The 25,786-nt window shown below is 36.9% G+C and carries 24 protein-coding genes; 8 read left to right on the forward strand and 16 right to left on the reverse strand.

Features of this window, described 5'->3' with window-relative positions; genetic code table 11:
* Window positions 1-68: 68 nt before the first annotated feature.
* From T479_RS20630 to T479_RS20655, 6 genes are all read right to left on the reverse strand, one after another.
* Entirely contained in the window at window positions 69-2,192 is a 2,124-nt protein-coding gene (locus tag T479_RS20630) for a heavy metal translocating P-type ATPase (protein WP_025220717.1), read from the reverse strand.
* Window positions 2,173-2,544, reverse strand: a complete 372-nt coding sequence (locus tag T479_RS20635; protein ID WP_024361340.1) for an ArsR/SmtB family transcription factor — start codon at window positions 2,542-2,544, stop codon at window positions 2,173-2,175. The genes T479_RS20630 and T479_RS20635 overlap by 20 nt, the downstream gene beginning before the upstream one ends.
* A gap of 189 nt (window positions 2,545-2,733) precedes the next feature.
* Entirely contained in the window at window positions 2,734-5,067 is a 2,334-nt protein-coding gene (locus T479_RS20640) for a penicillin acylase family protein (RefSeq protein ID WP_052599624.1), read from the reverse strand.
* Window positions 5,068-5,293: 226 nt separating this feature from the next.
* On the reverse strand, window positions 5,294-6,049 hold the full coding sequence (locus T479_RS20645) for an exodeoxyribonuclease III (RefSeq protein ID WP_025220719.1): 756 nt from the start codon (window positions 6,047-6,049) through the stop codon (window positions 5,294-5,296).
* Between the two features lie 55 nt (window positions 6,050-6,104).
* Complete coding sequence (gene murB / locus T479_RS20650; protein WP_024361343.1) at window positions 6,105-7,019, reverse strand: UDP-N-acetylmuramate dehydrogenase; 915 nt, start codon at window positions 7,017-7,019, stop codon at window positions 6,105-6,107.
* A gap of 289 nt (window positions 7,020-7,308) precedes the next feature.
* The gene (locus T479_RS20655; protein ID WP_024361344.1) at window positions 7,309-7,614 is read right to left on the reverse strand and encodes a winged helix-turn-helix transcriptional regulator; all 306 of its coding nucleotides are present in this window, start codon (window positions 7,612-7,614) and stop codon (window positions 7,309-7,311) included.
* A gap of 142 nt (window positions 7,615-7,756) precedes the next feature.
* On the opposite strand from T479_RS20655, the gene T479_RS20660 reads away from it, so the two are divergent.
* Together T479_RS20660 and T479_RS24140 are read left to right on the forward strand one after the other, a co-directional pair.
* Complete coding sequence (locus T479_RS20660; RefSeq protein WP_025220720.1) at window positions 7,757-8,620, forward strand: VOC family protein; 864 nt, start codon at window positions 7,757-7,759, stop codon at window positions 8,618-8,620.
* A gap of 555 nt (window positions 8,621-9,175) precedes the next feature.
* The gene (locus tag T479_RS24140; RefSeq protein ID WP_227665476.1) at window positions 9,176-9,304 is read left to right on the forward strand and encodes a DUF5839 family protein; all 129 of its coding nucleotides are present in this window, start codon (window positions 9,176-9,178) and stop codon (window positions 9,302-9,304) included.
* A gap of 273 nt (window positions 9,305-9,577) precedes the next feature.
* Here the strand turns inward: T479_RS24140 and T479_RS23845 are convergent, their stop codons facing one another.
* On the reverse strand, window positions 9,578-9,754 hold the full coding sequence (locus tag T479_RS23845; protein ID WP_158497910.1) for a hypothetical protein: 177 nt from the start codon (window positions 9,752-9,754) through the stop codon (window positions 9,578-9,580).
* Between the two features lie 9 nt (window positions 9,755-9,763).
* Window positions 9,764-10,456, reverse strand: a complete 693-nt coding sequence (locus T479_RS20665; protein WP_137036922.1) for a hypothetical protein — start codon at window positions 10,454-10,456, stop codon at window positions 9,764-9,766.
* 411 nt (window positions 10,457-10,867) lie between these two features.
* Between T479_RS20665 and T479_RS20670 the strand changes: the two genes are divergently transcribed.
* Window positions 10,868-11,224, forward strand: coding sequence for a DUF2500 domain-containing protein (locus tag T479_RS20670; RefSeq protein WP_227665386.1), 357 nt, complete (start codon window positions 10,868-10,870; stop codon window positions 11,222-11,224).
* 648 nt (window positions 11,225-11,872) lie between these two features.
* On the opposite strand, the gene T479_RS20675 is transcribed toward T479_RS20670, so the two are convergent.
* Window positions 11,873-12,499 (reverse strand): FMN-dependent NADH-azoreductase, encoded by a 627-nt coding sequence (locus tag T479_RS20675; RefSeq protein ID WP_024361348.1) that lies wholly within the window; start codon window positions 12,497-12,499, stop codon window positions 11,873-11,875.
* A gap of 276 nt (window positions 12,500-12,775) precedes the next feature.
* The gene (locus T479_RS20680) at window positions 12,776-13,483 is read right to left on the reverse strand and encodes a DsbA family oxidoreductase (protein ID WP_025220722.1); all 708 of its coding nucleotides are present in this window, start codon (window positions 13,481-13,483) and stop codon (window positions 12,776-12,778) included.
* A gap of 125 nt (window positions 13,484-13,608) precedes the next feature.
* On the opposite strand from T479_RS20680, the gene T479_RS20685 reads away from it, so the two are divergent.
* Entirely contained in the window at window positions 13,609-14,988 is a 1,380-nt protein-coding gene (locus T479_RS20685) for an FAD-dependent oxidoreductase (protein ID WP_025220723.1), read from the forward strand.
* Between the two features lie 148 nt (window positions 14,989-15,136).
* Here the strand turns inward: T479_RS20685 and T479_RS20690 are convergent, their stop codons facing one another.
* The gene (locus tag T479_RS20690; protein ID WP_025220724.1) at window positions 15,137-16,063 is read right to left on the reverse strand and encodes a manganese-dependent inorganic pyrophosphatase; all 927 of its coding nucleotides are present in this window, start codon (window positions 16,061-16,063) and stop codon (window positions 15,137-15,139) included.
* A gap of 330 nt (window positions 16,064-16,393) precedes the next feature.
* Here T479_RS20690 and T479_RS20695 point away from each other — a divergent pair, with 330 nt between their 5' ends.
* Complete coding sequence (locus T479_RS20695; protein ID WP_024361352.1) at window positions 16,394-17,197, forward strand: GNAT family N-acetyltransferase; 804 nt, start codon at window positions 16,394-16,396, stop codon at window positions 17,195-17,197.
* A gap of 113 nt (window positions 17,198-17,310) precedes the next feature.
* Here T479_RS20695 and T479_RS20700 read toward each other — a convergent pair whose 3' ends face one another.
* A complete protein-coding gene (locus tag T479_RS20700; RefSeq protein WP_024361353.1) occupies window positions 17,311-18,177 on the reverse strand; it encodes a MurR/RpiR family transcriptional regulator in 867 nt (288 codons plus the stop codon).
* A 369-nt stretch (window positions 18,178-18,546) separates the two neighbouring features.
* Window positions 18,547-19,761 (reverse strand): niacin permease NiaP, encoded by a 1,215-nt coding sequence (locus T479_RS20705; protein WP_024361354.1) that lies wholly within the window; start codon window positions 19,759-19,761, stop codon window positions 18,547-18,549.
* A gap of 204 nt (window positions 19,762-19,965) precedes the next feature.
* Between T479_RS20705 and thrC the strand changes: the two genes are divergently transcribed.
* From thrC to T479_RS20720, 3 genes are read left to right on the forward strand one after another with little or no spacing between them, the layout of a single operon-like run.
* Window positions 19,966-21,018, forward strand: a complete 1,053-nt coding sequence (gene thrC, locus T479_RS20710) for a threonine synthase (RefSeq protein ID WP_024361355.1) — start codon at window positions 19,966-19,968, stop codon at window positions 21,016-21,018.
* Window positions 21,015-21,908 (forward strand): homoserine kinase, encoded by an 894-nt coding sequence (thrB, locus tag T479_RS20715; RefSeq protein WP_024361356.1) that lies wholly within the window; start codon window positions 21,015-21,017, stop codon window positions 21,906-21,908. Before thrC ends, thrB begins: the two co-directional genes overlap by 4 nt.
* A 52-nt stretch (window positions 21,909-21,960) precedes the next feature.
* The gene (locus T479_RS20720) at window positions 21,961-22,626 is read left to right on the forward strand and encodes a 2-hydroxy-3-keto-5-methylthiopentenyl-1-phosphate phosphatase (RefSeq protein ID WP_025220725.1); all 666 of its coding nucleotides are present in this window, start codon (window positions 21,961-21,963) and stop codon (window positions 22,624-22,626) included.
* Window positions 22,627-22,675: 49 nt separating this feature from the next.
* On the opposite strand, the gene zupT is transcribed toward T479_RS20720, so the two are convergent.
* From zupT to T479_RS20735, 3 genes are all read right to left on the reverse strand, one after another.
* Complete coding sequence (zupT, locus tag T479_RS20725) at window positions 22,676-23,485, reverse strand: zinc transporter ZupT (RefSeq protein ID WP_024361358.1); 810 nt, start codon at window positions 23,483-23,485, stop codon at window positions 22,676-22,678.
* A gap of 275 nt (window positions 23,486-23,760) precedes the next feature.
* Complete coding sequence (locus T479_RS20730; protein ID WP_025220726.1) at window positions 23,761-24,375, reverse strand: phosphatase PAP2 family protein; 615 nt, start codon at window positions 24,373-24,375, stop codon at window positions 23,761-23,763.
* Window positions 24,376-24,640: 265 nt separating this feature from the next.
* Window positions 24,641-25,540 carry a hypothetical protein gene (locus T479_RS20735; RefSeq protein ID WP_025220727.1) on the reverse strand — a complete coding sequence of 300 codons (900 nt, stop codon included), beginning with the start codon at window positions 25,538-25,540 and terminating at the stop codon, window positions 24,641-24,643.
* Window positions 25,541-25,786: the final 246 nt, after the last annotated feature.

Consider the following 25,786-nt stretch of genomic DNA (forward strand, 5'->3'; position numbering starts at 1 on the left):
ACAATTATAAATATACATTGCAACGATTATTTACCTACAAAATTACACCAATCACGTCATTATACCTATTATTTCTTTTGTTTTATAAGCCTTAAAGAATTAAAGACAACGAGTAATGTTGCGCCCATATCGGCAAAAATGGCAATCCATAATGTTAACCATCCTGGAATCACGAGCAATAAGGCAATTAATTTTAAGGCTAGTGCAAAAATAATATTTTCTTTAATAATTCGTAATGTTTTTCTGCTTAATGCCATTGTATAAGGTAGTTTTGTTAAATCATCGCCCATTAATGCAATATCAGCTGTCTCCAACGCTGCATCTGTACCCGCACCACCCATAGCGATACCTACATTGGCGGAAGCTAATGCTGGCGCATCATTAACACCATCCCCGACCATCGCAACTGCTCCGTACTGCGTGCGTAAGTCTTTAATAGCAGATAATTTTTCGGCGGGCAGTAAGCCTGCTCGCACATCACTCATACTTAAAGTAGTGGCAATTGCTTCGGCAGTTGATTTTGCATCACCCGTTAGCATCACAGTATGTTTCACCTTTAAAGCACTTAACTTTTGCAGTACTTCTTTACTCTCAGTACGTAATTGATCGGCAATTGCTATGATGCCAATAAAGAGCCCATCTCGAACAGCCGCTACTACGGTCTTACCCTGTTTTTGCAGTTTTTGAACCTGTTCTTTCATTATTTCATCAACTGGAGCTAATGTTGTAATCCAATTCATACTACCGACATAAACCTTTTGACCATCCACTGCTGCATAAGCACCCTTACCTGTTACGGATTGAAAATCTGTAGGTATAAGCTCTGGTAGTTGTTTGTCATGTAATGCCTTTAAAATAGCTTTAGCTAATGGATGTTGCGATTGTTTTTCAACAGCAGCCACCAGTTGTAATACATCTTCCTCTAGCATTTCCGTAGGAGTGTAAATATCTGTTACGGCAGGTGTGCCCTTTGTTAAGGTACCTGTTTTATCAAAGGCAATAGCATCTATATGGCCTAGTTGCTCTAAATGAATACCACCTTTTATTAGAACGCCTTGTCTTGCAGCATTCCCAATAGCGGTTACGATTGCTACTGGAGTAGAAACAACAAGCGCACAAGGACAACCAACCACAAGCACTGCTAATCCTTGGTAAATCCAGTGTTGCCAATCCCCTACAAATAAAGGTGGCATAATCGCTACAAGTAACGCTACAAGCATAATGATTGGTGTATAGTATTTCGCAAAACGATCGACAAATTGTTGCGAAGGTGCCTTTTCAGCTTGCGCTTCTTCTACTAAATGAATTATTTTCGCAATCGTTGTATCCTCTACACGTTTCGTTACACGTACTTCTAATGCACCTTCTTCATTTAACGTTCCCGCAAAAACCTCGTCACCTACTGATTTATTGACTGGAATCGATTCTCCTGTAATAGCAGCCTGATTGACTGCTGACAGCCCAGCGAGCACAATACCATCCATTGCGATTTTTTGACCTGGTTTCACGACTAAAATATCGCCAATTTCAATCTGGTCGGTTGCTAATTCCATCTCATGGTAATGCTCGCCATGCGCTCGTTTAATCGTGGCAGTTGGCGGAGCAATATCCATCAATTGACGAATTGATTGCCGTGCCTTATCCATTGAATACGCTTCAAGTGCTTCACTAACTGCAAATAAAAAGACAACAACAGCCGCTTCTTCCCACTCCCCAATAATCGCAGCACCAATTATTGCTATAGTCATAAGCGTCTTCATATCAAACTCAAATCGTGCAAGATTGCGTAAGCCTGTTTTAAATATCTTTACGCCTCCAACAAAAATCGCAATGATAAACATAGCAATTGTCAACAAGTCTTCTTCTCCACGAACAGAAGATAATAGATAGCCAACTATAACGAATAGCAGGGATACGCTAGCTAATATGTTCTCGGTCTTCTTATAAAAAGGAATTGTTGCTTCACTTGCTTTAGCCGTAGATTGTGAAACTTTAATGCCGTCAAATGCTCCTGCTTCTTCAATTTGATCGACGCTAACTGCTCCTACAATCGTGATTTTGGAAGCTCCAAAATTGACTTGTGCATCTTGTACGTCAGGTATCGCTTTTACATTTTTTTCGAATTTAGCTGCACAACTAGCACAGGACAAGTTTTGCAATCGGTATTCTTGCTTAATCGGTGTTACTGCCATTAGTAATCCCTTCTTTCGCATGTTCATAAGCAATCGTTACAATTTGGTATACGTGTTCGTCAGCTAAAGCGTAATACATTTGCTTTCCCTTACGATGCGATTTCGCTAAACTATGATCTTTTAAATAACGTAAATGGTGTGATGCAGTCGCTACAGATGACCCAATTATTGTCGCCACATCACAAACACATAATTCATTCTCTACAGTTAAGGCATACGCTATTTTAAGTCTTGTTTCATCAGATAATGCCTTTAAAAATTTCGCTACACCTGATAAATCAGGCATTTGCTGTTGAACCCTTGTCACCGCTTGCTCATTAACATGCGTCACTTCACAGACTTCTTTTGCCATTTCCTCACCTCATTCAAATACTCGTTTGATTGTTTTAAATATAGCATGTTATTCCATCATATTCAAATGGGCATTTGAATGTATATGATTACTATCACGAAAATAGCATTTGATTATATTTTGAATTATTCGAATTATTTGAGTGACTGGCACAAAAAAACCAGCGCAAGAAAAGCTTGCGCTGGGTTTTTATTGTGCCTTTAATAATACTGTTTTACCTTTAATCGCTTCCTTGTTAACAAAGGTTTCGTGATAATTTCCATTTGCCCAGTCCATCACCTGATCTTGATACCAGTCCGATTTCACATGACCGCTTTGACCCGGTCCGACAATATGGAAAGCTGAGTTCAAATTACCGACATCCGCAACAAAACGCCACGACGCTCCATGATTAACATTGCCAGCTAAATCATTATCAGCAGCCTGCACCGTCACCTTCGAGCCACCAATTGGCACCTTCTTCGCATTAAAGTATGCGGCAAATATCGGTGAAGCACTACCTAATGTGTGATCAAACGTTAATTGGTGAAAGTCACCCCATTGCCACTTCGACACATTTTTTCCGAACTGTCCCTCAATTTTTCCAACAGTACGCTCAAACGCCTCAAAGACTGTGGCATCAACACCACCTTGCTCTTCTATCCAAATACTTTTCTCACCTGCGTATGCTTTACGCAGAAATTGATCCGTAATATTGAATTTCCCGTACATCATGTTATACATATCCTCTGGCATCTGTTCCTTAAACAATACCTCTTGTATTTGTACCATTAACGTATGAAAGACTAACGGGGCTCCCAACTCTTTTGCATCCACCATATTCCAATCTTCTAATAACGCCATGATCTCTGCATATTTTTTATCCTTATCCATCGTTTTGATGGATGCTAATAAATTCGGTAAAAATTCGCGAGCATATAAATTATGTTGATCCATTTGTAAGTTCATCATATCTTTAACCGTTAATGAATCATTGGCCTCAAGCACTTCCTTAATTCGTTCAAAGCGATATGGCTGCGCCCAAAAATCCGTAATATGATACGGATATTCCTCACCAATCACCTCATTATTAGCAGTAGCAATAAAGCCCTCCTCTGGATTAACAACAGTCGGTAACTCATCCCACGGAATAAAGCCTTCCCAACCATAGTCACTTGAATCACCCGGCACAGGTAATTGTCCATCCCCTTGCTTTCTCAATGGAATTTGCCCATTAGCTTTATAAGCGATTGTGCCATCCTTAGATGCAAAAACAAAATTTTGAGCAGGTGCTTTAAAATCTTCTAATGCTTGCTCAAACTCATGCCAAGAGGAAGACTTATTAAAACCGAGCACTGCTCGTAATTCAGCGGTTGGTTGTAGAGCTGTCCACTGCATTGAAAACTGGGCAGAAGGCTCCGTTTCTTTAAATACTAGGTCTGTCATAATCGGGCCATGCCGTGTAACAAGGACTTCAAAATCTACCGTTTCGCCATCCTTTACCTTTATCGGTTCTTTGCGCACCTCAGCTTGTTCCCACTCACCGTCATAACGGAATTGTGTTGGATTATCTGGATTTGGAATTTCAATATATAAATCTTGTACATCAGGGCCTACATTCGTTACACCCCATGCAATTTCATCGTTATGACCTAAAATAATTCCTGGAATGCCTGCAAATATAACACCGCTTACATTTTGCTCTGGCGATTGTAAATGCATTTGATACCAAATAGATGGTGTACTTAACCCCAAATGCGGATCATCCGCTAGTATTGGCTTACCTGATTTCGTTTTATCGCCAGATACAACCCAGTTATTACTGCCATTAAATTCATTTGGCAATAATGCAGGATTAAATTGCCCTGCCACTGAAACAGGATTTTCTTTATTTGCTTCTATAATCGATGAAGCATTTTCAGGATACGTAATAAATAACTCCTTCGCCTTTTCTTCATCGAAGTTTTGTAAAGCCCAATGTCGGAAGGCGAGTGTATTCCAATTGCCCCCTAAATCGTATGCCATATATTTTCCGATGGTTAAAGAGTCTACAACCGACCATTCTTCTGGCTCGTAACCTAGTAACGCAAATTCATAACTTAACGTATTCGTGCTCTTTGCCTGTTCAATAAAGGTGTTCACTCCCTCTGCAAACCATTCAAGCACTTGCTTGCTTTCGGCATCATACGCTGCCAATGATTTTTCAGCCGCATTTCGTAAACTAAAGGTACGGAAATGCTTATCTGTATTAATCGTTGCCTCACCAATAATTTCTGACAGGCGGCCACTTGCCTGCCTACGTGCTAAATCCATTTGAAACAGCCGATCCTGCGCCTGTACATAGCCTTGAGCACGATATAAATCTGCATCTGTCTCGGCAAATATATGTGGAACTCCTTTGTCATCCCTTGTCACCGTCACATCTTCATCAAGCATGTTAACAGTGAGCTCTCCATCAATAATCGGTTTTGACTTATTCATAAACCACGTAAAGACAATGAAAGATGTTATGGCGACTACTGCCAACACACTAGCGATTATCATTAACCACTTTTTCCACTTAAACTTTCTCACCTTACAACCCCCTCTTATGCAATATATTCTTTATTTGCCGTATCAAATACTTTCCTCCCATCTGAATAACCTCATTTTTCAGCGAATTTTGCTGTATTACACATCTTTTTTCTACATACGATTACAAAGGAATCTTTTGGGCAACAGTAAAAAACCGTATGTCTTTTTAGACATACGGTGTCAGGCACACAAACAATTAAATAGTTAGTTGAAGCTCGATTGGACAATGATCACTACCCATTATATGCGGATGCATAGTAGCTACTTCAATTTGGTCCTTTAAACGCGCTGATACAATAAAATAGTCAATGCGCCATCCGATATTTCGTTCACGGACTTTATTCATATAAGACCACCAAGTATAATGATCAGTCACTTCAGGATGCTTATAACGGAAAGAATCAACAAAGCCACTTGCTAATAACTCAGACATTTTAGCACGTTCCTCATATGTAAATCCTGAATTGCCCATATTCGATTTGGCATTTTTCAAATCAATCTCAGCATGGGCGACATTTAAATCACCGCCATAAATAATTGGCTTTTTGGCATCAAGTTCTTTTAAATACAGCGCTAATCGTTCCTCCCATTCTAGTCGCAGCGGTAATCTTGCTAAGTCGCGTTGAGCATTTGGTGTATAAACATTTACTACATAAAAGTTGTCATACTCCAATGTAATAATTCGCCCCTCATCCTGCGATTCATCCTCCCCCACACCGTAGTGCACAGCAAGCGGTGTATGCTTTGTAAAAATCGCTGTACCTGAATAGCCTTTCTTTTGCGCGTAATTCCAATATTGCTCATATCCTTCGAGTGCTAGTTCAACCTGCCCTGCTTGGCATTTTGTTTCTTGAATACAGAAAAAATCCGCATCCATACTATTAAAAAAATCTAAAAAACCTTTCCCTAAACAAGCACGTATACCATTAACATTCCACGAAATAAATTTCATTTGTTCACACTCCTCAAAAAAACGCCCTTCGCCATTAGCGAAGAGCGACATTTTTTTATAAGTCGTCACCGACAATTTTCACTTCTGTTTCTAAATCAATACCGAACTTTTCTTTTACCACTCGTTGAACCATTTCAATCGTTGCGATATAGTCAGAAGCTGTAGCATTTCCTTTATTAACAATGAAGCCGGCATGTTTTGTGGACACTTCTGCATCACCGACCCCTTTACCTTGTAGACCACTATCCTGAATAAGCTTGCCTGCAAAGTGTCCTGGCGGGCGTTTAAAAACACTGCCTGCAGAAGGGTACTCTAATGGTTGCTTTGATTCACGCTGAAACGTTAAATCGGCAATCTTAGCATCAATTTCTTCCTGTACACCTTGAGCTAGTTGGAACTCTGAAGACAGTACATAATAACCTTTTTTGGCAATGCTACTTTGACGGTAACCTAATTCAAGCTCTTCTTTTGATAGTATTAAAATATCTCCCTCTTTAGTTAGTACTTTAGAAGAAATAATAATATCCTTTATTTCGCCACCATAAGCGCCTGCATTCATCGCCATCGCTCCACCAATCGAGCCAGGGATGCCACAAGCAAATTCAAAACCTGTTAGAGATGAAGCAGCTGCTAGCTTTGACACATCTTTAATAAGTGCGCCGCTTTGGGCATAAACATGATCACCGGTAATTTGAATTTTATCTAAATGTGAAAATGTCACAACAATCCCACGCATGCCTCCATCTCGGACAACCATGTTGGATCCATTTCCTAACATCAATAATGGAATATTATTTATATGTGCATAGCGAATAACTGCAATTGCTTCTTCCTCTGTTTCAGGGAGAACAAAAACATCCGCTTTACCACCTAATTTTGTCATTGTATATTGTTGTAATGATTCATCTAGCTTAATATTGGCTGGATTTATGTTTTGTGCTAAATCCACAGCCCATTGTTCTTTTGTCATGAGAGCTAATTCCTTTCTACCGTCCTTCTTACTCTACACTAGTATGGATTTAGAACCTCGATTTGACAAGTAAAATGAAGGGTATTTTTTGCGCATTTTCGGGCAGCATCATGTCCTAGTTAGTTATACGCTGCACAAATCAGTATATCCAGAACCTTCTAGCTACCCGATTACTTCAATAAAATCATCTACGAAAGATATGACTTTCATAGGATGGGGCTTCATCTTATGACACTTTCACACTGATATCACTGCACAAAAATTAACTTCGCAAATATTCTTGCCATTACTATAGCCAGTTAGTTGCCCATGACTCAATATTTCGAATAGCACCTTCTAATGCTCGGCCTTTTTCTGTTAAAGAATATTCTACACGTACAGGCACCTCTGAATATACTTTTCGTTCAACAAGCCCCTCTTTTTCAAGTTCCTTTAAACGTTCAGATAATAAACGACCACTTACAGGCAATGCCGATTCAATCTCATTAAAGCGCTGTGATCCGTCTAATAATTGATATAAAATTAGCCCAGTCCAGCGTTTTCCGATTAAATCCATTGCCTTAGCTAAACGAGGACATAAAGTTGTCTCATTCATATTTTTTCACCTCTTATGTATTCTATTGTAACGATTAATTTAGCAAAAGTAAATTTAAAGTAACTTATTTACTTGACGTAACATGTTTACTATTTTATATTTAATTACAAAAAGTAACTTAAAAATGGAGGATTTATTGACAATGACCTATAAAATTGATGCACAATTAGAGTTAGAGCATTTACATTTACTTGTACAGTCATTAGAGACAATGACTAATTTCTATAAAAAACTAGGGCTTCAAGTACTTCAAAGCACGCCAACACAAGTGACATTTTCTATTCCAGGCAATACAAAACCTATTTTAGTATTGTCAACAGAAGAAGGGGTGAAGATTCGTCCACCTCGTACGACTGGTCTATTCCACTTTGCTATTTTAGTTCCTTCTCGAGAAGACTTAGCTTATGTGATTGGCAACTTGTTGAATACAGGTATACCTATAACAGGGGCTGGTGATCATATTTATTCAGAAGCATTTTACTTAAATGATCCAGAAGGTAACGGTATAGAAATCTATCATGATCGCCCTCGTGCTGAATGGCTAAATGATGGTCATGGTGGACTTATAACCGGAACAGAGGCTGTTGATATAGAAGGTGTGATGGCATTATATGACCGTCAGCGTCCTTGGACAGGTTTCCCTAAAGGAACTGTATTAGGTCATATGCATTTAAATGTGAGCAATATTAATGACGCAACAACTTACTTCTATATAGATGCACTTGGTTTTGATATTATGACTAACTTCCATGATAGCGCACTGTTCATGTCTGCTGGAGGTTACCACCATCATATCGCGGTAAACATCTGGCAAGGTGTCGGTGCACCAATACCAGCAAATAAAACAACGGGTTTACTTAGCTATACATTATCTCTTTCTTCACAAGTTGAATTACAGAAGCTACTGGCTAATTTGAATGACAAACAAATCCCCTATACATTTGAAAATGAACAGTTAGTAGTTGTAGATAACAATGAAGATGCAATGATTTTCTACGTTCGTTAATGATTTCAAATTATAATAAAACGAAAGATTTTCATTAAAAGTCATATCTTTATTAGGAAAATTGGCATCATATTGCGATTTATTATAGAAGTACCCTAATGAATTAAATACTTCTCGTATGGATGTATCACGTGTATTTAAAAGTTTCCTAAGCTCTTTTAACGACTTTTTACTTGCAATAAGCTCAGAAATATGGCCGTTTTTTTGTAAGCTCTAACATACTATTCACTCTCCTAATAGTTGATAATATATTAGTTAACTAATAATACTATTACTTTTCTCCGTGAAATGCACCCATTTCACGAAAAAAAAGAGTAGCGCTTTTTATATAATGATTCGTCAAAAACTAAAAGCTAGCTTGTACAAAACGTATTTGATGGTGAAACATTGGATAAGCGTTAGGAAAATCAATAAAAGTTGATGATTGGAGAGAATGTAGATGGAGAATAATACACTTTCGGGATTTCATATCAGAGGCATTGAAATTATATCCAAAGAAATATACGTGGCATATCCCCTAAACATTTACGTGAATTAAATATTTAACCTGGTGATATTGTTGTTGTTGGAAAAGTAAAGTTACCCTTTTTAGTAGCAGAAGTTTTTCGGGAAGAATTAAAAGACACAGGAAAACGATATAAAAGAATTATAGGGGTTTTGGAAAAAGCGCCAGTAAAAAATTAAGTAAATAAAAAAAGATTGAGAGTAGCAAAAGCCGTTCTCTTTTTGTTTTGATAGGGGTTCATTTCTTATGTAAACAAAGTCGAAAAAATTGACTTTGTCTACTTCTTTGGTTTGAATCAAATATACAGCCATTGAACGGTCATTTTAAAAACTCTTTAATATCCGTGTTTCTTGAGGTGTTTTACATTAAGAAATGCTTTTAAGCATATAAAAGAGTGTCAGACCTTACTCATTTTCTACTTGAAAATTAGTTTGTCGACACTCTAGTAAATATTATTTTCGAAACATGATAGCAACAGCTAATGAAGATAAACCTACTACAATAGCTATTGGAATCGAACGAGCGGCTAATGCATCTGCTATATAATTTGATTGAATAACAATTATAAAACTGATCGATGAAATTATGAGTATAGTAAGCAAAAACCATTTAACGATCTGTTGAATCACTTTAAGAACCTACTTTCTATCAACTGAATAATGTTTTATAGCTGGTTTTCCTACACTACCGTAGTATGTTTTAGTCCATAACACACCATCCCAATTGGATCTGCGTTCTTGTACAATTTTTACTCTATGTGTGTGTCTTCCTTGCTTATAGTAAAAATCTCTACTAGAATAACCTGCGTTAGGACCCGATAAAACAACTTTTTCAGTTATTTTTTTGCTGCCCGATGCACTGAAACCGAAAGAAGATTTAACTGTTGGTAAAGCCTTACTCGGAATATCACTACTAAATGTGCCTGAAATAGTAGCTGATACCTCTATTGAACTTTCATAAGACATACCTCTTGCAACACTCATAATAAAATATGGTCTTGATAACCAAGACCAGCTTTGAGTTATACCCTGATCATAAACTAAATACGTGTCATATTCCCTATAATTGTCGAGTTTTTTGATTTCATCTAAGTTCTCTTCTATGTAGTATCCAATTAATACTTCGTAAACTCCATCATAGTTTTCTGTTACGGGTTCCGAAAGTTCAATATAGTTATAACCATCTAGAGTGCTTCCTGTCAGAAACTCAATTTCATTATCTGGAATTTTGTTATCCATGAAATTTGTTTCTGCTTTAGCAATATTAAGTGATCCAAATACAGTGAATATCAAAGTTGTCGCAATAATTAAAGACCAAATCTTTCTCATCATTACTACCTCCCTTTTTATTGAATCTCCTTTTTTAAAAAGGTAACATGAGAATATTAAAAAAGTAATAATATTTTGTAAAGATTTTGTTACAGAATATTAGTAGAAAACACTATTTGTAGGTAATAATTGATACATAATCACTTCTAATCACGCGTGAGACACCTCTACATTCGACGTTGATATAACAGCGTTTTGAGCCAAATTCTGATGTTTACTTAGATGTTTAAAGTCCTTTTTAGATTGCCATTTCATACGCAGTTAGACGGTAAATACTACTTAAAATACTTTCAAAATTAGCATGCTGCACATCAATGACACGACAACCACTATTCGTTTTCCTTAAATTATTTCCTTAATTTTTTTCATAGTCTTCGGTACATTTGCCTTCGTTATACTTAACGGCATTAGACAATGGGCAAAAATAATAATTCACCTAAATTAACAGTACCATCCAAAATTGTTACAAAAAGGTCAGACACACGGGGCGGTTCAGGTAATACTAGTGCTCACACCTCCTACTATGTAACTTTTGAAGTTCAAAGTGGGGAACGTTTAGAGTTAAAGCTCGATGGTCGGAACTATGGACAGCTAGCTGAACATGACTTTGGCATACTACCGTTCCAAGGTACTCGCTTCAAAGCATTTGAACGCCAAAAAAGGGAGAGCTACGATGATTCATCGTGCTCTCCTTTTGATATGCAGCATTATTTTTTAAAATATTTACCGGAACCGCCTTCTGTATCACCAAGATCGTCAATATTGCTATGAAAGGAGCACCAGCAGATAGGATTGGTATGTTTTCATCTGAAGTCCCTTTTTGGATTGACTACCGCCTGTTTCCTTCTGTCCATAATCTGTTGTTCCACTATTTTAAGATAACGATAGTGCCGTTACTCCACTTATACTCCAAATAATTATTATAAATGAGATTGTTAAAAAAATTTGTTCTTTCGAAATATCTGTTTGACCTTTACTAAGTTTCTTTAAAAGGTTAACAAGGCTCAAACAAAATATCATTCCATAAATCGGCATTAAATAAATAGAATTGAAGAAAAAAAGGCAAGAAGTAATTCCATAATTATAGACCTCCTACAAATAGTGTTTTCTACTAAATTCTACAATAAAAATCTGTATAAAATATCAATTTTTCGATATTCTTATAGTAAATTATCAAAAAAGGAGGCTAAAATATGCTAAATAAGAACACTTTATTTTGATCTATTCTTACACTCTTAGTATTCTTGAGTTTATCTTTTTTAAATGTTGCAGCTAAATCTGAGGACCCCCCTTTAACAAACGAAGACAAGAAGTATTTATACGAGGTTTTAAAAAAGAACACTTCACTAAACAGGAAAATGCCAAAATGCTTTTCAATCAGCATTTTGGCATTTTTTAATAACCACTATAATAAATTACTTACGCAGTTACAGTTTGTAGAGATTTTGCTACTTTTTTAACTGCTTCTAGGCCGTTTGCAATAATCTCTTCTGCTTTATCTTGTGAAGCATTATGACCTTCAATAATAACTTCTTCAATAATTTCCATACCGAATACGCCACCTACTACATTTTTAATGTAGTTTACAGACATTTCCATAGGTTGTGCTTCTGGTGCAGAATAGTAACCACCGCGAGCATTTAAGATTACAGCTTTTTTATCAGTCATTAGGCTAACTAATTGACCGTTTTCATCATATTTAAACGTGAAACCAGCTTGATATACATAGTCAATGAAAGTTTGTAATGTCGCTGGAATTGTTAAGTTCCATAATGGGAAAGCAAATACAACTACATCTGCTGCAGTTAGTGCATCCATCGCTTTTTGTTTTGCAGCTAAAAGACGAGATTCAATGTCAGATAATTCTTCACCGTTTTGAACTTTACCGAATGCATTGAAAAGATCTTGACCGAAGTATGGCATATCTTCAGCAAATACATCGAATGTTGTTACGTTTACATTTTGTACGTTTTCCATGAAAGTGTCGTACATTTTTGTTGAAATTCCGTCTGGGCGGTTGTTAGCTTTTACTACTAATACGTTCATTATATAATTTCTCCCTTGAGTTTCCTAAATTAATATCTCGAATTCAAGATATATCCTTATAATAAAAAAATTCCGATAAAAAGTCAACGTTAGGAGCCTCAGACTTTTGACTGAATCATTGTGAGTAAAATGCACAAACGCAATTACGCCTAGGCGTAATTGCGTCCAATTTTTTCGAACTTGCTCGAATCGCTCCTCTTTCAAATCTGAAACATCAGCCTGAGCCCTTTAACTAGGTTGTGTCAATTCAACATTTATAAAGGTTACAGAAGCAAGTTAGATCTGACAACTATCATCTGTACAAACGCCTGCATCTCCAGAGCCTTCCATCTTTAACCCTGGTTGTAAGCCTTCTTCCTCCGCTACTTTACGCAAAGTATTTTCAAACACCTCTTGCGGTTGTGCTCCTGAAATACCGTATTTACGATTTAGCACAAAGAATGGAACACCTCGTACACCAAGCTGAAGCCCTTCCTGTATATCTACTTCCACATCACCTTTAAATTCATCACTAGCAAGAACCTTTTCAATATCCTCACGCTTGAAACCAACTTGTTCTGCGATTGCCACTAATACCTCATCATGACTAATGCGCTTTCCATCGATAAAATAGCCATGTAACAGCGCTTCAACTAATTCACTAGCGTCACCCTGTTGTTCAGCCCATTTCACAAGTCGATGTGCTTTTAATGTGTTTTCTGCCATCATCTGATCAAAATTATAATGTAAGCCTACTTCTTTTGCGCGAGCTGCCACACCTTGTGTCATTTCTTTCGCTTTTTCTAATGTCATACTATATTTCTGAGACAAAGATTCGTAGATAGACTCATTCGTATCCGCTGGTGTTGTCGGGTCAAGTTGATAGCTTTTATAAACAAGCTCCACTTGGCCCTCAAACCCTGTATCCTGAATTGCCTTTTCCAATTGTTTTTTGCCAATGTAGCAAAAAGGACAAACATAATCTGACCAAATTTCGATTTTCATAAAAAACACGCTCCTTTTGCTACATTGTAACGACACATGCTCTCTTCGAGCAATTTTTATGCTTCATTGCATAAATTTTCAAAGCTATCTCCATACTGAACGTAAAAACACTGTGAGGGTTATGTATGACACAATCTCTTTGGCTTGCAACAACCGACTCGGTTTCCTTGCCATCTTTAACAGCTTCGACTAAATGTGATGTTTGTATTATTGGAGGAGGATTGACTGGACTATATACCGCTTATGTATTAGCAAAAGCAGGTGTCGATGTTGTACTACTAGAGGCCAATTCAAAGCTAAGTCATGGTACGACTGGTCATTCAACAGGTAAACTAACTGCACAGCATGGCTTAGTCTACGCAAATCTTCTCGAAAAGCTTTCTGTAAACGATGCTAGACTCTACTATCATTTAAATCAACATGCTGTAGAGAAAGCATTACAATTCCTTCCTAAAGAGTCCATTCGGCCAGTTGACTCATACCTGTATTGTCAAACAAAAGAAGGCTACTCACAATTATTAAAAGAGTGGAATGCCTATAAAGTATTAAATGTAAAGGCAAAGATTACTTCTGAAACGGAGCTCCCTTTCCCTATTACAAAGGCACTTAGCGTATCACAGCAAGCTCAAATAAACCCTGTAATTGTAAGTAACTTTCTTATAAAAGAGGCATTATCAATGGGCGCGAAACTATATGCAAACACACGTGTCCAGCAATTACGGATAGCACAAAATGACTTACATACCGAAAAAAATATATCGGTTCAATATAATAAGCTTGTTTTGTGCACGCATTACCCAATTGAAGCCTTCAAAGGATTACAACTCCTAAAGCTTTCAAATAACCGATCTTATATGGTTGCTAGTAAAATAACGGAAACGTACCAAGGGCAGTATCTATCAGTTGATTTTCCTTCACGTTCTATTCGAACGACTACTATAAACGATGAGCACTATTTACTTCTCGGTGGGGCTAATCATATCGCAGGTGAAACGACCAATACGAAGCCCTTTTACGATGCTATTCAAAATGAAATGAAAGTACACTTTGGGCAGGAGCCACTTTATAGATGGTCGGCTCAAGATATCGAAACACCCGACATGGTACCTTATGTCGGAAAAATTACGCAGTCCTTACCAAATGTCTTTATCGCAACAGGATATCGCAAATGGGGGATTTCAAATTCATTCGTCGCTGGGGATTTACTGTCTTCACTTATTACAGGTACTGCGAAGAACAACGATGCAAGTACGCTTTATTCGCCTGCACGTACAAAATTTGGTGCGCAGTTTATGCAAATGCTGAAAGTCGGAGGCTTCGTGGCAAAGGAACTGGTCACAGGTTATATTAAAAATGGAAATGCTCCGACTTGTACGCATTTAGGCTGTAAAACAAAGTGGAATGAAGCGGATGAGACATGGGATTGCCCCTGTCATGGCTCCCGTTTTAATGCCCAAGGAGAAGTGTTAGAAGGTCCAGCAGTTCAACCACTAAAACTTGATTAATAAGGCACTAGTTGATGATAGCGTGAACGCACAAAACGCAAGACGCAGACATCATGGCATAGCAAAAAAGTGTTAGATTGATGGCATTCAATCTAACACTTTTTCTATTTGTCTCAACCTCGTTCTTCAGTTTGGACAATACGCTATTTTATTTTAATGCATCCGTTAATACTGGAACGATTTGTTTTTTACGAGATACAACACCTGGTAAAACAACACGGTTGTTTGTCAGCTCTGCACCAAATGCTTTTGCTGCCGCTTCTGCTACTTGTCCAATTGCAACAGCTGTTGAATCATTGTTTAAAATGTCTGTTACAACGAAGAAGAATAGATCTAAACCATTGTCAGCAACATTTTTATTTAAAAGAATTTCTAATTCTTCTTGTCGTCCAAGCACATCGTTAATATCAACAGCATTCACTTGGGCAACGACAGATTTATATTCACCAAACTGGAACTCTTTTGCATCTAAAGATAAAAGATCCTCTAAAGATTTATCTGAAAGGTCAGCGCCTGCTTTTAACATTGCTAGTCCATAGTCCGAAGCATCAACACCTGCGATTTTTGCAAGTTCCTCCGCAGCTTTGACATCCTGTTGTGTACAAGTTGGTGATTTGAACAGTAATGTGTCAGAAATAATAGCTGATAACATTAACCCTGCAATATTTGCTGGTATTACAACATCATTTTCTTTAAAGATTTTATTTAAAATAGTCGCTGTACAACCAACTGGTTCAGCACGGTAATACAATGGGTCAGCTGTTTGGAAGTTTGCAATACGATGGTGATCAATTACCTCTGTAATTTGTACTTCCTCAATGCCATCAGCCGATTGTTGGAATTCATTATGGTCTACAAGGATAACCTTTTCCGCTTCCCCTACTACAGAAGAAATAACACGCGGTGCCTCAAAGCCAAATTTGTCTAGTGCATATTTTGTTTCATTATTTAATTCGCCAAGACGTACTGCTTCAGCCTCTACTCCTATTTGTTGCTTTAAATATGCGTATACAATTGCAGATGTAATTGTATCTGTATCAGGATTTTTATGTCCGAAAACTAAAACTTTGCTCATTAATACTTTTCCTCCTAAATGACTTCTACATTTTCATTTATTTTAACATAATTTATGAAAGAACATGATATAAAGTAAAACTTTCATCATACGCTCCTTTTGAAAACTATGTTGTTGTTCATTAACGCTACACTATACTATAATAAAAGTATTTCACTCCATTTAATAGTTTATCTATTTTTTACCATGGATTTTTTTTATTTCCTTTGTTAAACATAAATTTCCTTATTTTAGATAGATAGATAGTTGTGATTTTTATACAAGAAACGATAATTTTATGCTATTATCATGTAGTCAAAATTTTTAGGAATTACAGGAATGGGGATTGTGATGACAAAGAAGATGGAAAAAAAGTATATTCCTTTGGCAAGCTATTTTGACGTGGCTTCGCAAAGTGAAATTACTTTATCCTTTAGCGCATTAGAAAACATTATGGGACAAGCCTTACCCAATGCTGCTTATTTAAATAAGAGCTGGTGGAAAAAAACAAAGCCTCCTCTTACGCATTTTTTATCTTGGACAAATGCAGGTTATTATGTCATAGATGTCAAATTAGGCACAAGTGTCACATTTTCTCGCACACAGGAGAAAATATCGACGGATCATATTTCTGAAAATAACGAAAATACTTCTGCGTACATAATCCGAGCGATTGAAGCATCAGATGCTAGAGCATTTATTCTTTTACAAGAAGAAATCCTTCAACAAACTGAATTTTTGTATAATGTTGAAAATGAGTTAGAGCTAACTGTACAACAACTTAGAAAAAACTTAGCTTATTGGAAGCAATTAAAAAACCGCACAATTTTGCTTTGCATTTTAAATGGCACGTTTGCAGGTTATGCAGTAATTCATGGTTATAAGCACTCTAAAGCCAAACATGTTGCCTCAGTCCACTTGGCCGTGAAAGAAGAACACCAACGAAAAGGGATTGGCTCAGCACTTATGAAGGCAGTGGAAGACTGGGCTAACCAAAGAAATATCTCTCGCCTCGAATTATCCGTTATGGAGCATAATGATGCCGCATTACAGCTATTTAAAAAACTAGGCTTTGAACACGAAGGAACTCGCGTTAATGCTATTAAACTGAATGATACATTCAAGGCTGAATATAGTTTAAGTAAAATTTTATAAATTGTTTTTTCAAGGATGTCTAATATTTTAGTTGGACATCTTTTTACTTTTCTAGACCTTAAAACCAAAAACGTATAGATGAGCCTATTACTCCATCTATACGCTATACTTGATTAAAATACTTGCTTTTCTCTTGCTACATCTAAAAATAATAAGTTATTTTCTACTTGTTCATATGATTGTTGATATTGAGTGTATCGCTCTTTATCATGACTAACCATTTCCTCAATAAGAGCATGCATAAATGAAAATAGAACAGGTACCATATCTAAAGAGGATTGATTTTTTAAACCTAATGCAAATAGGGCACTTGCATAGTCTCTTATTGGCGACAACGCCGATCCGGTAATAGCAATAATTTTCACTTTTTTCATTTTCGCTATTTCAACAATCGTTTTCACATCATTGGAATGTTTATCACATGAAAAAACAATTAACGTAGTACGTTCGCTCATGCTGTTGATTTGTTGAACGAGATCATCTGAATCTGTACGTAGTTGCTTTACATTTGGTCGTAAAGTTTTCAACGTATACGATAACCAATTAGCAATAGAGGCTGCTTGTCTTGTACCTAAAATATAAACTGTATCTGCTTCATGCATCCATTTAGAGCTTTTTTGAAGCACCTTATCGTTCACAAGATGTATTGTATCTTGTATGTTTTGCATATCACGTTGCATGATTTTAGCAAAGCTTGAAGTTCTTTGCTTGCTCGCCGTATGTGCTGGTTGAAGAGGAACACTTTCATGTTGTGAGTTTAAATAACTTCTAATCTCTTCTTGTAGCTCCACATAACCTGACAAATCCATCGCATAACAAAAACGAATAACGGTTGATTCACTAACATTTGCCTGTCTACCTACTTCAGCTGCCCCATTAGCAATAACAACCGTTGGATTACTCATAACAAATTGCGCAACTTTACGTTGTCCTTTTGACAGTCTTACAAATCTTTTCTTTATATTTTCATTTATACTCATTCCTAACAACCTTTCTTTCAAAGAAATTATCACGAATGGAGATTATTCCCTACTGACTCTAAATTCGATTAAAAATACAGTATCATGATTGCAATTTGAATACAATGACTTTTCAGAAAAATCTTTAATGTATTAACACACTAACGCACTAGTTCATAATAAAATGACATAAAATCTCTATATTTATCATATCCAAAGTATCTTTATCAACTTAGTAGTTGGATAACAAGTAATCTACGAATTGAAATTTTAACATATTTTAGAAAAAAGTGCATAAAAATAAATAAAACATAATTTTTATGTATTTAATAAAGCAGATTTCAAAAAAGTCTTGGATTCAAATTGAACCCAAGACTTTCCTTATGTTTACTATTCCAGTTCCATTTGTTTCGTTTCTGTGCCTAAAAATATGACACCAATAACCCCTATAATGATAGCACCACAAAAAATTGCAAAAATAAAACCGATATCATAGCCTGCTGTTAGTAATGATCCTACCAATAATGGACCAAAAATACCGCCAATTCGTCCAACTGCGGCAGCCATTCCTGCACCTGTACCCCGAATAACGGCTGGGTACTGTTCTGGTGTATAAGCATAGAGTGCACCCCACGCGCCTAAATTAAAGAATGATAATAGCATCCCAGATGTTAATAGCACCGCCATTGTTTCTGCATTACCAAAAATGAAAGCACTTACAGCGGTTCCAATTAAATAGGAAACAAGTACAAATTTGCGTCCAAATTTTTCAATAAACCATGCCGCTGTAAAGTAACCCGGAAGCTGAGCTAAAGTCATAATCAACACATACTTAAAGCTAGTAATCATATCAAAACCTTTTCCGACCATTACACTCGGTAACCATAAAAACATACCGTAATACGAGAATACTACTGTAAACCATAGCACCCATAGCATAAGTGTCGAACGGGCATATTTTTTCGACCATACATCACGTATGTTGAGAAAAATGCTACGTTTTTTAGATTCAGCCTTCGCAGTAAACTGTGGTGAATCGGGTAAATGCCAACGCAGGTATATAGCGTACACTGCTGGAATTGCTGTTAACAACAAAGCGACACGCCAGCCCCATGTCGGGATAACAAAATAAGAAATCAGTGCGGCAATAAGCCAGCCTGCTGCCCAAAAGCTCTCTAGTAATACCACTACTCTTCCACGTTCCTTTGCCTCCACACTTTCAGAAACAAGAGTAGATGCTACCGGTAGCTCTCCACCGAGCCCCATCCCTACTAAAAAGCGTAATGCCATAAATGCGATTAAAGTTGTTGTAAATGCCGAAATACCACTTGCCACAGAAAATAATATAAGCGTCCACATGAACACTTGCTTACGACCGACTTTATCTGCAAAAATACCAAAGATGAGTGCGCCAACTGCCATTCCTATAGAATTAACACTGCCAATCCAACCCATCTGGCTCTTAGTTAAATCCCAATCTACCGCGAGCGCTGTAATAACGAAAGATAAAATACCGACGTCCATTGCATCAAAGAGCCAGCCAACACCTGCTACACCCAAAAGCTTGTTACGTGATATAGATTGTTCTTGCTTAATTGTTGTCATCTTAACCACCTGTCTTTACACTTGACTTTACATTACGAGTTTACTATACAGTTGTTTCAAGAAAGTGACAAGTAAAATTCAAATGACCGAATTGTTTAGACAATTTATTAATTGCTATTGAAAATAGATGGTCATTTGCGTTAAAATGTCTCTTATACAAAAACAACTGTTCTTTCTATAAGAACAAAAGGAGATCGTTACGTTATGTGGAAAGGCCTTATTGAAGAATATAAACAATTTTTACCCGTAACAGAAAATACACCTGCTCTAACATTAAACGAAGGCAATACGCCTCTTATACATTTAGTTAATCTTTCTAAACAGCTTGGTATTGAGCTGTATGGTAAAATAGAAGGTGCAAATCCAACTGGTTCTTTCAAAGATCGCGGTATGGTATTTGCCGTAGCCAAGGCTATTGAAGACGGTAGTAAATGTGTTATTTGTGCCTCAACAGGCAATACTTCAGCTGCTGCTGCAGCTTATGCAACACGTGCAGGTATCCAATCTATTGTTGTTATTCCTAAAGGGAAAGTAGCCCTTGGTAAATTAGCACAAGCGACAATGTATGGTGCAAAAATTATTGAAATTGATGGTAATTTCGATGATGCATTAAACATCGTGCGTCAAGTGAGTGAAACAACACCTGTAGCACTTGTTAACTCAGTTAACCCATATCGCATTGAAGGGCAAAAAACAGCTTCTTTTGAAATTGTAGATGCTTTAGGATCTGCTCCAGACTATTTATGCATTCCAGTAGGTAACGCAGGAAATATTACAGCTTACTGGAAAGGCTTTAAAGAATATAATGATGTCAAAGCTTCAGGTTTACCAAAAATGTACGGCTTTGAAGCAGAAGGTGCCGCAGCAATTGTAAAAGGTGAACCAATCGCTAACCCAGAAACAGTTGCAACAGCTATCCGTATCGGTAACCCTGCTAGCTGGCAGTATGCTGAAGCAGCACGAGATGAGTCTGGCGGCATTATTGACTCTGTAACAGACGAAGAAATTTTAGCAGCTTATAAGCTAATTGCAGGAACGGAAGGCATTTTTGTTGAGCCTGGTTCAGCTGCATCATTAGCAGGTGTTATTAAATCTGTTGAAAACGGTAAAATTGTCAAAGGCTCAAAAGTCGTGACAGTCTTTACTGGTAACGGCTTAAAAGATCCTGACACGGCAATGAACGTTTCAACAGTAGACGTTGTTGCTCTAAAAAATGATGAAGAAGAAATCCGCAAATATATCGAGGGCGTACTATGAGTAAAAAGTGGCAAATCACCGTTCCTGGGAGCACAGCCAATTTAGGCCCTGGCTTTGATTCTATTGGACTCGGCTTGTCTCTTTACTTGAAATTAGATGTTTCCCTACAGGATAGTTGGGAGATTATACATCTCGATGACAACGGTCCTAGTGAATTTGAGCTTGAGCAACATTTACTATACATTATTGCCAAAAAAATCGCTGATCAGTATAAGAAGAATTTACCTACTTGCCGTGTTGAAATGGCAAGCGAACTTCCTTTAGCTCGTGGTTTGGGCAGTAGTGCAGCCGTTATTGTTGCAGGTATTGAACTAGCCAACCAATTATGCGATTTGAAGTTAACTGTGCAAGACAAGTTAAATCTATCTTCTCAGATTGAAGGGCATCCTGATAATGCTACTGCCTCAGTACTTGGAGGCTTGACTATATCTTCAATGGATGAAAACGGTATTGTAGATACTTTCCATGTCAATGATATCAATGCTTCATTTGTTGTTTATGTCCCTGATGTGGAGTTGAAAACGAGTGAGTCACGCTCGGTCTTACCAAAACAATTTGATCGGGCTTATGCAGTACGTGCTTCTGCAAATGCAAATATGCTAGCTGCATCGTTAATGGTTCGAGATTTTGAACGTGCTGGGCACTATATGGAAGCTGATTTGTTCCATGAACCTTTCCGTTCAACATTAATACCACAATATGCGGAGATTAAAGAAGCTGCAAAAGCAAATGGTGCTTATGGTACAGCATTAAGTGGAGCTGGTCCGACACTAATTTCCATCATCCCTACTGCTATTGCCGAAGGCTTTGTTGCAACAATGCAAGCAAAATTCCCAGAACATCATATTATTCTAACGAAGGCCGATGAGCATGGTGTACAAGTAATATAAATTTACAACGTCTACTTCAAAGTAGGCGTTTTTTCTTGAAGGAGGCTGTAACTTGAAACCAATTATATTTTGCGACTTTGACGGTACTATAACCGAAACAGATAATATCGTCTCACTTATGACGCATTTTGTCCCTGAACAATCTGAAAAAATTGCGAAGGCGATGATGGCCCAAACAATAAGCTTTAAAGACGGCATTACAGCTATGTTTGAACTATTATCGACTAACCAAAAAGATGACATCATTCAATATTTACTGGAGACTGCTGTTATTCGTGAAGGCTTTAGAGAATTCGTTCATTATGCACAGGAACACAATATTCCATTTTATATTGTCAGCGGAGGGGTCGATTTTTTCATACAACCAATGCTTGAAAAGTTTGGTCCATTTTCAGGGGTTTATTGCAATAGTGCTGACTTTTCTGGAGAGCAGATTACTATTGTTTATCCAAATAGCTGCGATGCACAATGTGCAAAGTTTACAACTCAAAGTTGCGGTTGCTGTAAACCAACTGTCATGCGTAAAGTGACACAGCCCGATCATTTCAAAATTGTTATTGGTGACTCTATTTCTGATTTTGAAGCTGCTAAACAAGCGGATTTAGTATTAGCTAGAGAACAGTTACTTGACCACTGTAAAGATTTACAAGTTTCTTATGAGCCATTTAACACTTTTTATGATTGCTTGGAAACAGTTAAAAAATTAATAGAAGTATAAAAAAAGGAATCTAGCCGATATCCATTGACTAGATTCCTTTTTCATTTAATTATGCTAATAATACTAGACTAATAGCCATTACAGCCATTCCTGCAACTAATCCATACATCGATAAATGTGTTTCATCGTAGCGCTGTGCAGCGGGGAGTAGCTCATCTAATGATATAAAGACCATAATTCCGGCAACACCGGCAAATACAATCCCAAACATGACGTCTGTTAAAAAAGGCATTAATAGCAAATATGCTACTAGCGCACCAACAGGCTCTGCTAACCCTGATAAAAAAGATAGTTTAAACGCTTTTCTACGATTGCCTGTAGCAAAAAAAATAGGTACTGATACAGCAATTCCCTCTGGTATATTATGAATGGCTACAGCAATTGCAATAGCAATACCAACATTCGGATCGTTTATTGCGGACATAAACGTCGCAATACCTTCAGGGAAATTATGAATCCCAATGGCAAGAGCAGTGAAAACCCCCATCTTCATCAGATGGTTTTCATCTACCTGTGGTTTTACAGCATTAACATCTTCAACAAGCTTAACCTCATGGGGATTAGTCGATTTTGGAATAAATTTATCAATCAATGCTATAAATAACATTCCGCCAAAGAAACCTGCTATCGTCAACCAATAACCGTTAGTTGTACCTAAAGCATTCGTTAAAGCATCTTTTGCTTTTACGAATATTTCCACAAGTGATACATAGATCATAACACCAGCGGAAAATCCAAGGGCTATCGATAAAAATTTTGTATTTGTGCGTGATGTAAAAAATGCTATTAAGCTCCCTACTCCTGTTGCAAGTCCAGCAAAAAGGGTTAACCCTAAGGCGAATAATATTGATCCTTCCAAGTCCTTCTTCCTTTTCTCTTTTTCTTATTGTACTCATCTTAGCTTAAAAGTTTCCTAGAAGCAATTCTTTTTTACTAGGTAAATATTCTATACAAAAACTTAATAATTTTCTCATATAAAGGAAGTAGTCCCAATAAAGGACTGTCCGCAAAAGCACACGCCATATTACGCTATTCTATTACGTAAAAATCCACTTCACTTCTCATAGGCACGTCATTCGACTAGCACTACTTAAAAAGAGCAGCACCCTTTGAAGGGTACTGCTCACATTAGTACTATTGTTTTATAGTCTTCTTTTTATATAATCGTTTACGTCGCTCATACCAAAGTACACAAATGATAAACCATGTGTAACCGACGCACCAGCCAGCTAGTACATCAGAAGCAAAATGGCGCGCACCTGCTATACGTGATAGACCAATAAGTATTGTCAGTGCAATTGCCCCTACCCAAAGCTGTATTTGACGTGCTTTGCTGTTATTTTCAGATAACAAATAAGCAACGGTAAACAAATACAAAATGCCTGACATAGCATGTCCTGATGGAAAACTAAACGATGTTAATTGATCTTCTATTTCTGGTCGAGGTCGTTGAATCCATTTTTTTAGCAATTGATTCAGTACATTACCTCCTGCAAATGTTAACAAAACAAATAGCATGCCTCGGTAATTTTTTACCCTCCATGCTAAATACACCATTAATATAAGCGCAACGGTAATCACAAAACTCGGCTCACCGATATAATGAAAAGCTTCGATAAACGGATTACCAAATAATATGTCTGCCACTTTTGTATCAAAATTAAAAATTGTCTCACCCTGATATGTTAACCGCAACATAAAAAAAGCGATTAGCGTTACTATTGCTAATGGAAATCCCCATTTTTTTATCAAAATGTCACCTCAAAATACATTCACGAATTGTTTTTTCACATCATACCATAATTACGTGAAATAGAGGAGTATATTCATATATTTCGGCATTTATAGCATCAGTAAACACTTAATATCACGAGCTAGTCGAATAGATGCTTCATCCAATTTATTGAAGTAATTTGAAAGTGCTAATGCAACAATAAATAAAATAGCTATTATAGGTAGTATTTTTCTAAACAACATCAGCACTCTCCAACCCTCTGATATTTCATTCTTCAGACTATTTTAATAATACTGGGTCAAATAACCAATCTTTCGGTCCAAAGTTTTGATCTTTTTCTCCTCTAACTTCTCTAGAAATACGATTATTAATAATTAACTCCCTGAACTTTCTACTAAATAGTGTTTTTCTGTACAGATATCTGCCATCATGACTCCATTCAGAAGAATAAAATACATCACCACTTAAAGTTATTATATCGTTACGATCATAAATATCAGGACCATTAATGACACCGCTTAACCCACATTTGCAAGGTGGTTGTTCAGTAGCAAAATACAGTTTAATTCTTTCAGCGCTACATCCAGGCATTATCTGTGTTGGGATTATTTGATATGCAGGCTGTTTTCCAACTTCTGATCCGCTATGCATTACTTCCAATAGTTCATAGCCCTCAATTTTAGCTTGCTTCATTAGTGCCACTAATTCTTCGGAAGCTACCCAGTACCCACTTACATGGACTAAATGACGATCTTTCATTTGCGAAGTATCAATGACTAATGGTGAGAGTTGCTCTTTTTCCATTAGACCACACTGCTTACAATACGTACTGATAGAAAATAAAGTCCCTTTATCATCTACAAACATCTCTGGGGAATTCCCCGTAGAATTTAAAGTAAATAATGGCGCTTGTTCATACTCGCTCTCCGAAAAATCAAAGTAAAAACGTTCTCCAATAGAGACAATCCCTAATTCATGTTCCAATGATTTATATAATGCTGCCACCTGCTCATACGTCACATCTTCATTTAAAGTAAAAATAGGATTAAAAGATGCCTTCAAATTTCTTTTTCTGATTTCAGGCGCACCTACCAAAATACCATAGCGATTATAAACTTTAATGACTTGATCTTTATTAGATTCATCTATAGAGATTAAATTTTCAAGTTCTACTTTCAAATTATACGCCTACCTTTATTAAAGTTTTATCTTGAATATGCTGTCTAGCTAGTAACATTACAAAAAAATCCACTTTCTACTATATAAACAAATTAGTAATTTATTAATTAATGAACCATACACTTACACTATTACGCACTATGGCAAATAAACTTAACCACGATTAAGTTAAGCGTACCAGTACTTATACCACCATTTCAATGTTGTGTTTACGCCACTTTTTTGGCGGACTTCGCTAGATTTTTT

Source organism: Lysinibacillus sphaericus (genome assembly GCF_000600105.1).
Lineage (GTDB): Bacteria > Bacillota > Bacilli > Bacillales_A > Planococcaceae > Lysinibacillus > Lysinibacillus sphaericus.

Excerpts from the sequence above, each read along its gene's own strand:
- T479_RS20630 (WP_025220717.1), bottom strand. The coding sequence starts at position 2,192 with ATGGCAGTAACACCGATTAAGCAAGAATACCGATTGCAAAACTTGTCC.
- T479_RS20635 (WP_024361340.1), bottom strand. The coding sequence starts at position 2,544 with ATGGCAAAAGAAGTCTGTGAAGTGACGCATGTTAATGAGCAAGCGGTG.
- T479_RS20640 (WP_052599624.1), bottom strand. The coding sequence starts at position 5,067 with ATGATAATCGCTAGTGTGTTGGCAGTAGTCGCCATAACATCTTTCATT.
- T479_RS20645 (WP_025220719.1), bottom strand. The coding sequence starts at position 6,049 with ATGAAATTTATTTCGTGGAATGTTAATGGTATACGTGCTTGTTTAGGG.
- murB (WP_024361343.1), bottom strand. The coding sequence starts at position 7,019 with ATGACAAAAGAACAATGGGCTGTGGATTTAGCACAAAACATAAATCCA.
- T479_RS20655 (WP_024361344.1), bottom strand. The coding sequence starts at position 7,614 with ATGAATGAGACAACTTTATGTCCTCGTTTAGCTAAGGCAATGGATTTA.
- T479_RS20660 (WP_025220720.1), top strand. The coding sequence starts at position 7,757 with ATGACCTATAAAATTGATGCACAATTAGAGTTAGAGCATTTACATTTA.
- T479_RS20665 (WP_137036922.1), bottom strand. The coding sequence starts at position 10,456 with ATGATGAGAAAGATTTGGTCTTTAATTATTGCGACAACTTTGATATTC.
- T479_RS20670 (WP_227665386.1), top strand. The coding sequence starts at position 10,868 with ATGGGCAAAAATAATAATTCACCTAAATTAACAGTACCATCCAAAATT.
- T479_RS20675 (WP_024361348.1), bottom strand. The coding sequence starts at position 12,499 with ATGAACGTATTAGTAGTAAAAGCTAACAACCGCCCAGACGGAATTTCA.
- T479_RS20680 (WP_025220722.1), bottom strand. The coding sequence starts at position 13,483 with ATGAAAATCGAAATTTGGTCAGATTATGTTTGTCCTTTTTGCTACATT.
- T479_RS20685 (WP_025220723.1), top strand. The coding sequence starts at position 13,609 with ATGACACAATCTCTTTGGCTTGCAACAACCGACTCGGTTTCCTTGCCA.
- T479_RS20690 (WP_025220724.1), bottom strand. The coding sequence starts at position 16,063 with ATGAGCAAAGTTTTAGTTTTCGGACATAAAAATCCTGATACAGATACA.
- T479_RS20695 (WP_024361352.1), top strand. The coding sequence starts at position 16,394 with ATGACAAAGAAGATGGAAAAAAAGTATATTCCTTTGGCAAGCTATTTT.
- T479_RS20700 (WP_024361353.1), bottom strand. The coding sequence starts at position 18,177 with ATGAGTATAAATGAAAATATAAAGAAAAGATTTGTAAGACTGTCAAAA.
- T479_RS20705 (WP_024361354.1), bottom strand. The coding sequence starts at position 19,761 with ATGACAACAATTAAGCAAGAACAATCTATATCACGTAACAAGCTTTTG.
- thrC (WP_024361355.1), top strand. The coding sequence starts at position 19,966 with ATGTGGAAAGGCCTTATTGAAGAATATAAACAATTTTTACCCGTAACA.
- thrB (WP_024361356.1), top strand. The coding sequence starts at position 21,015 with ATGAGTAAAAAGTGGCAAATCACCGTTCCTGGGAGCACAGCCAATTTA.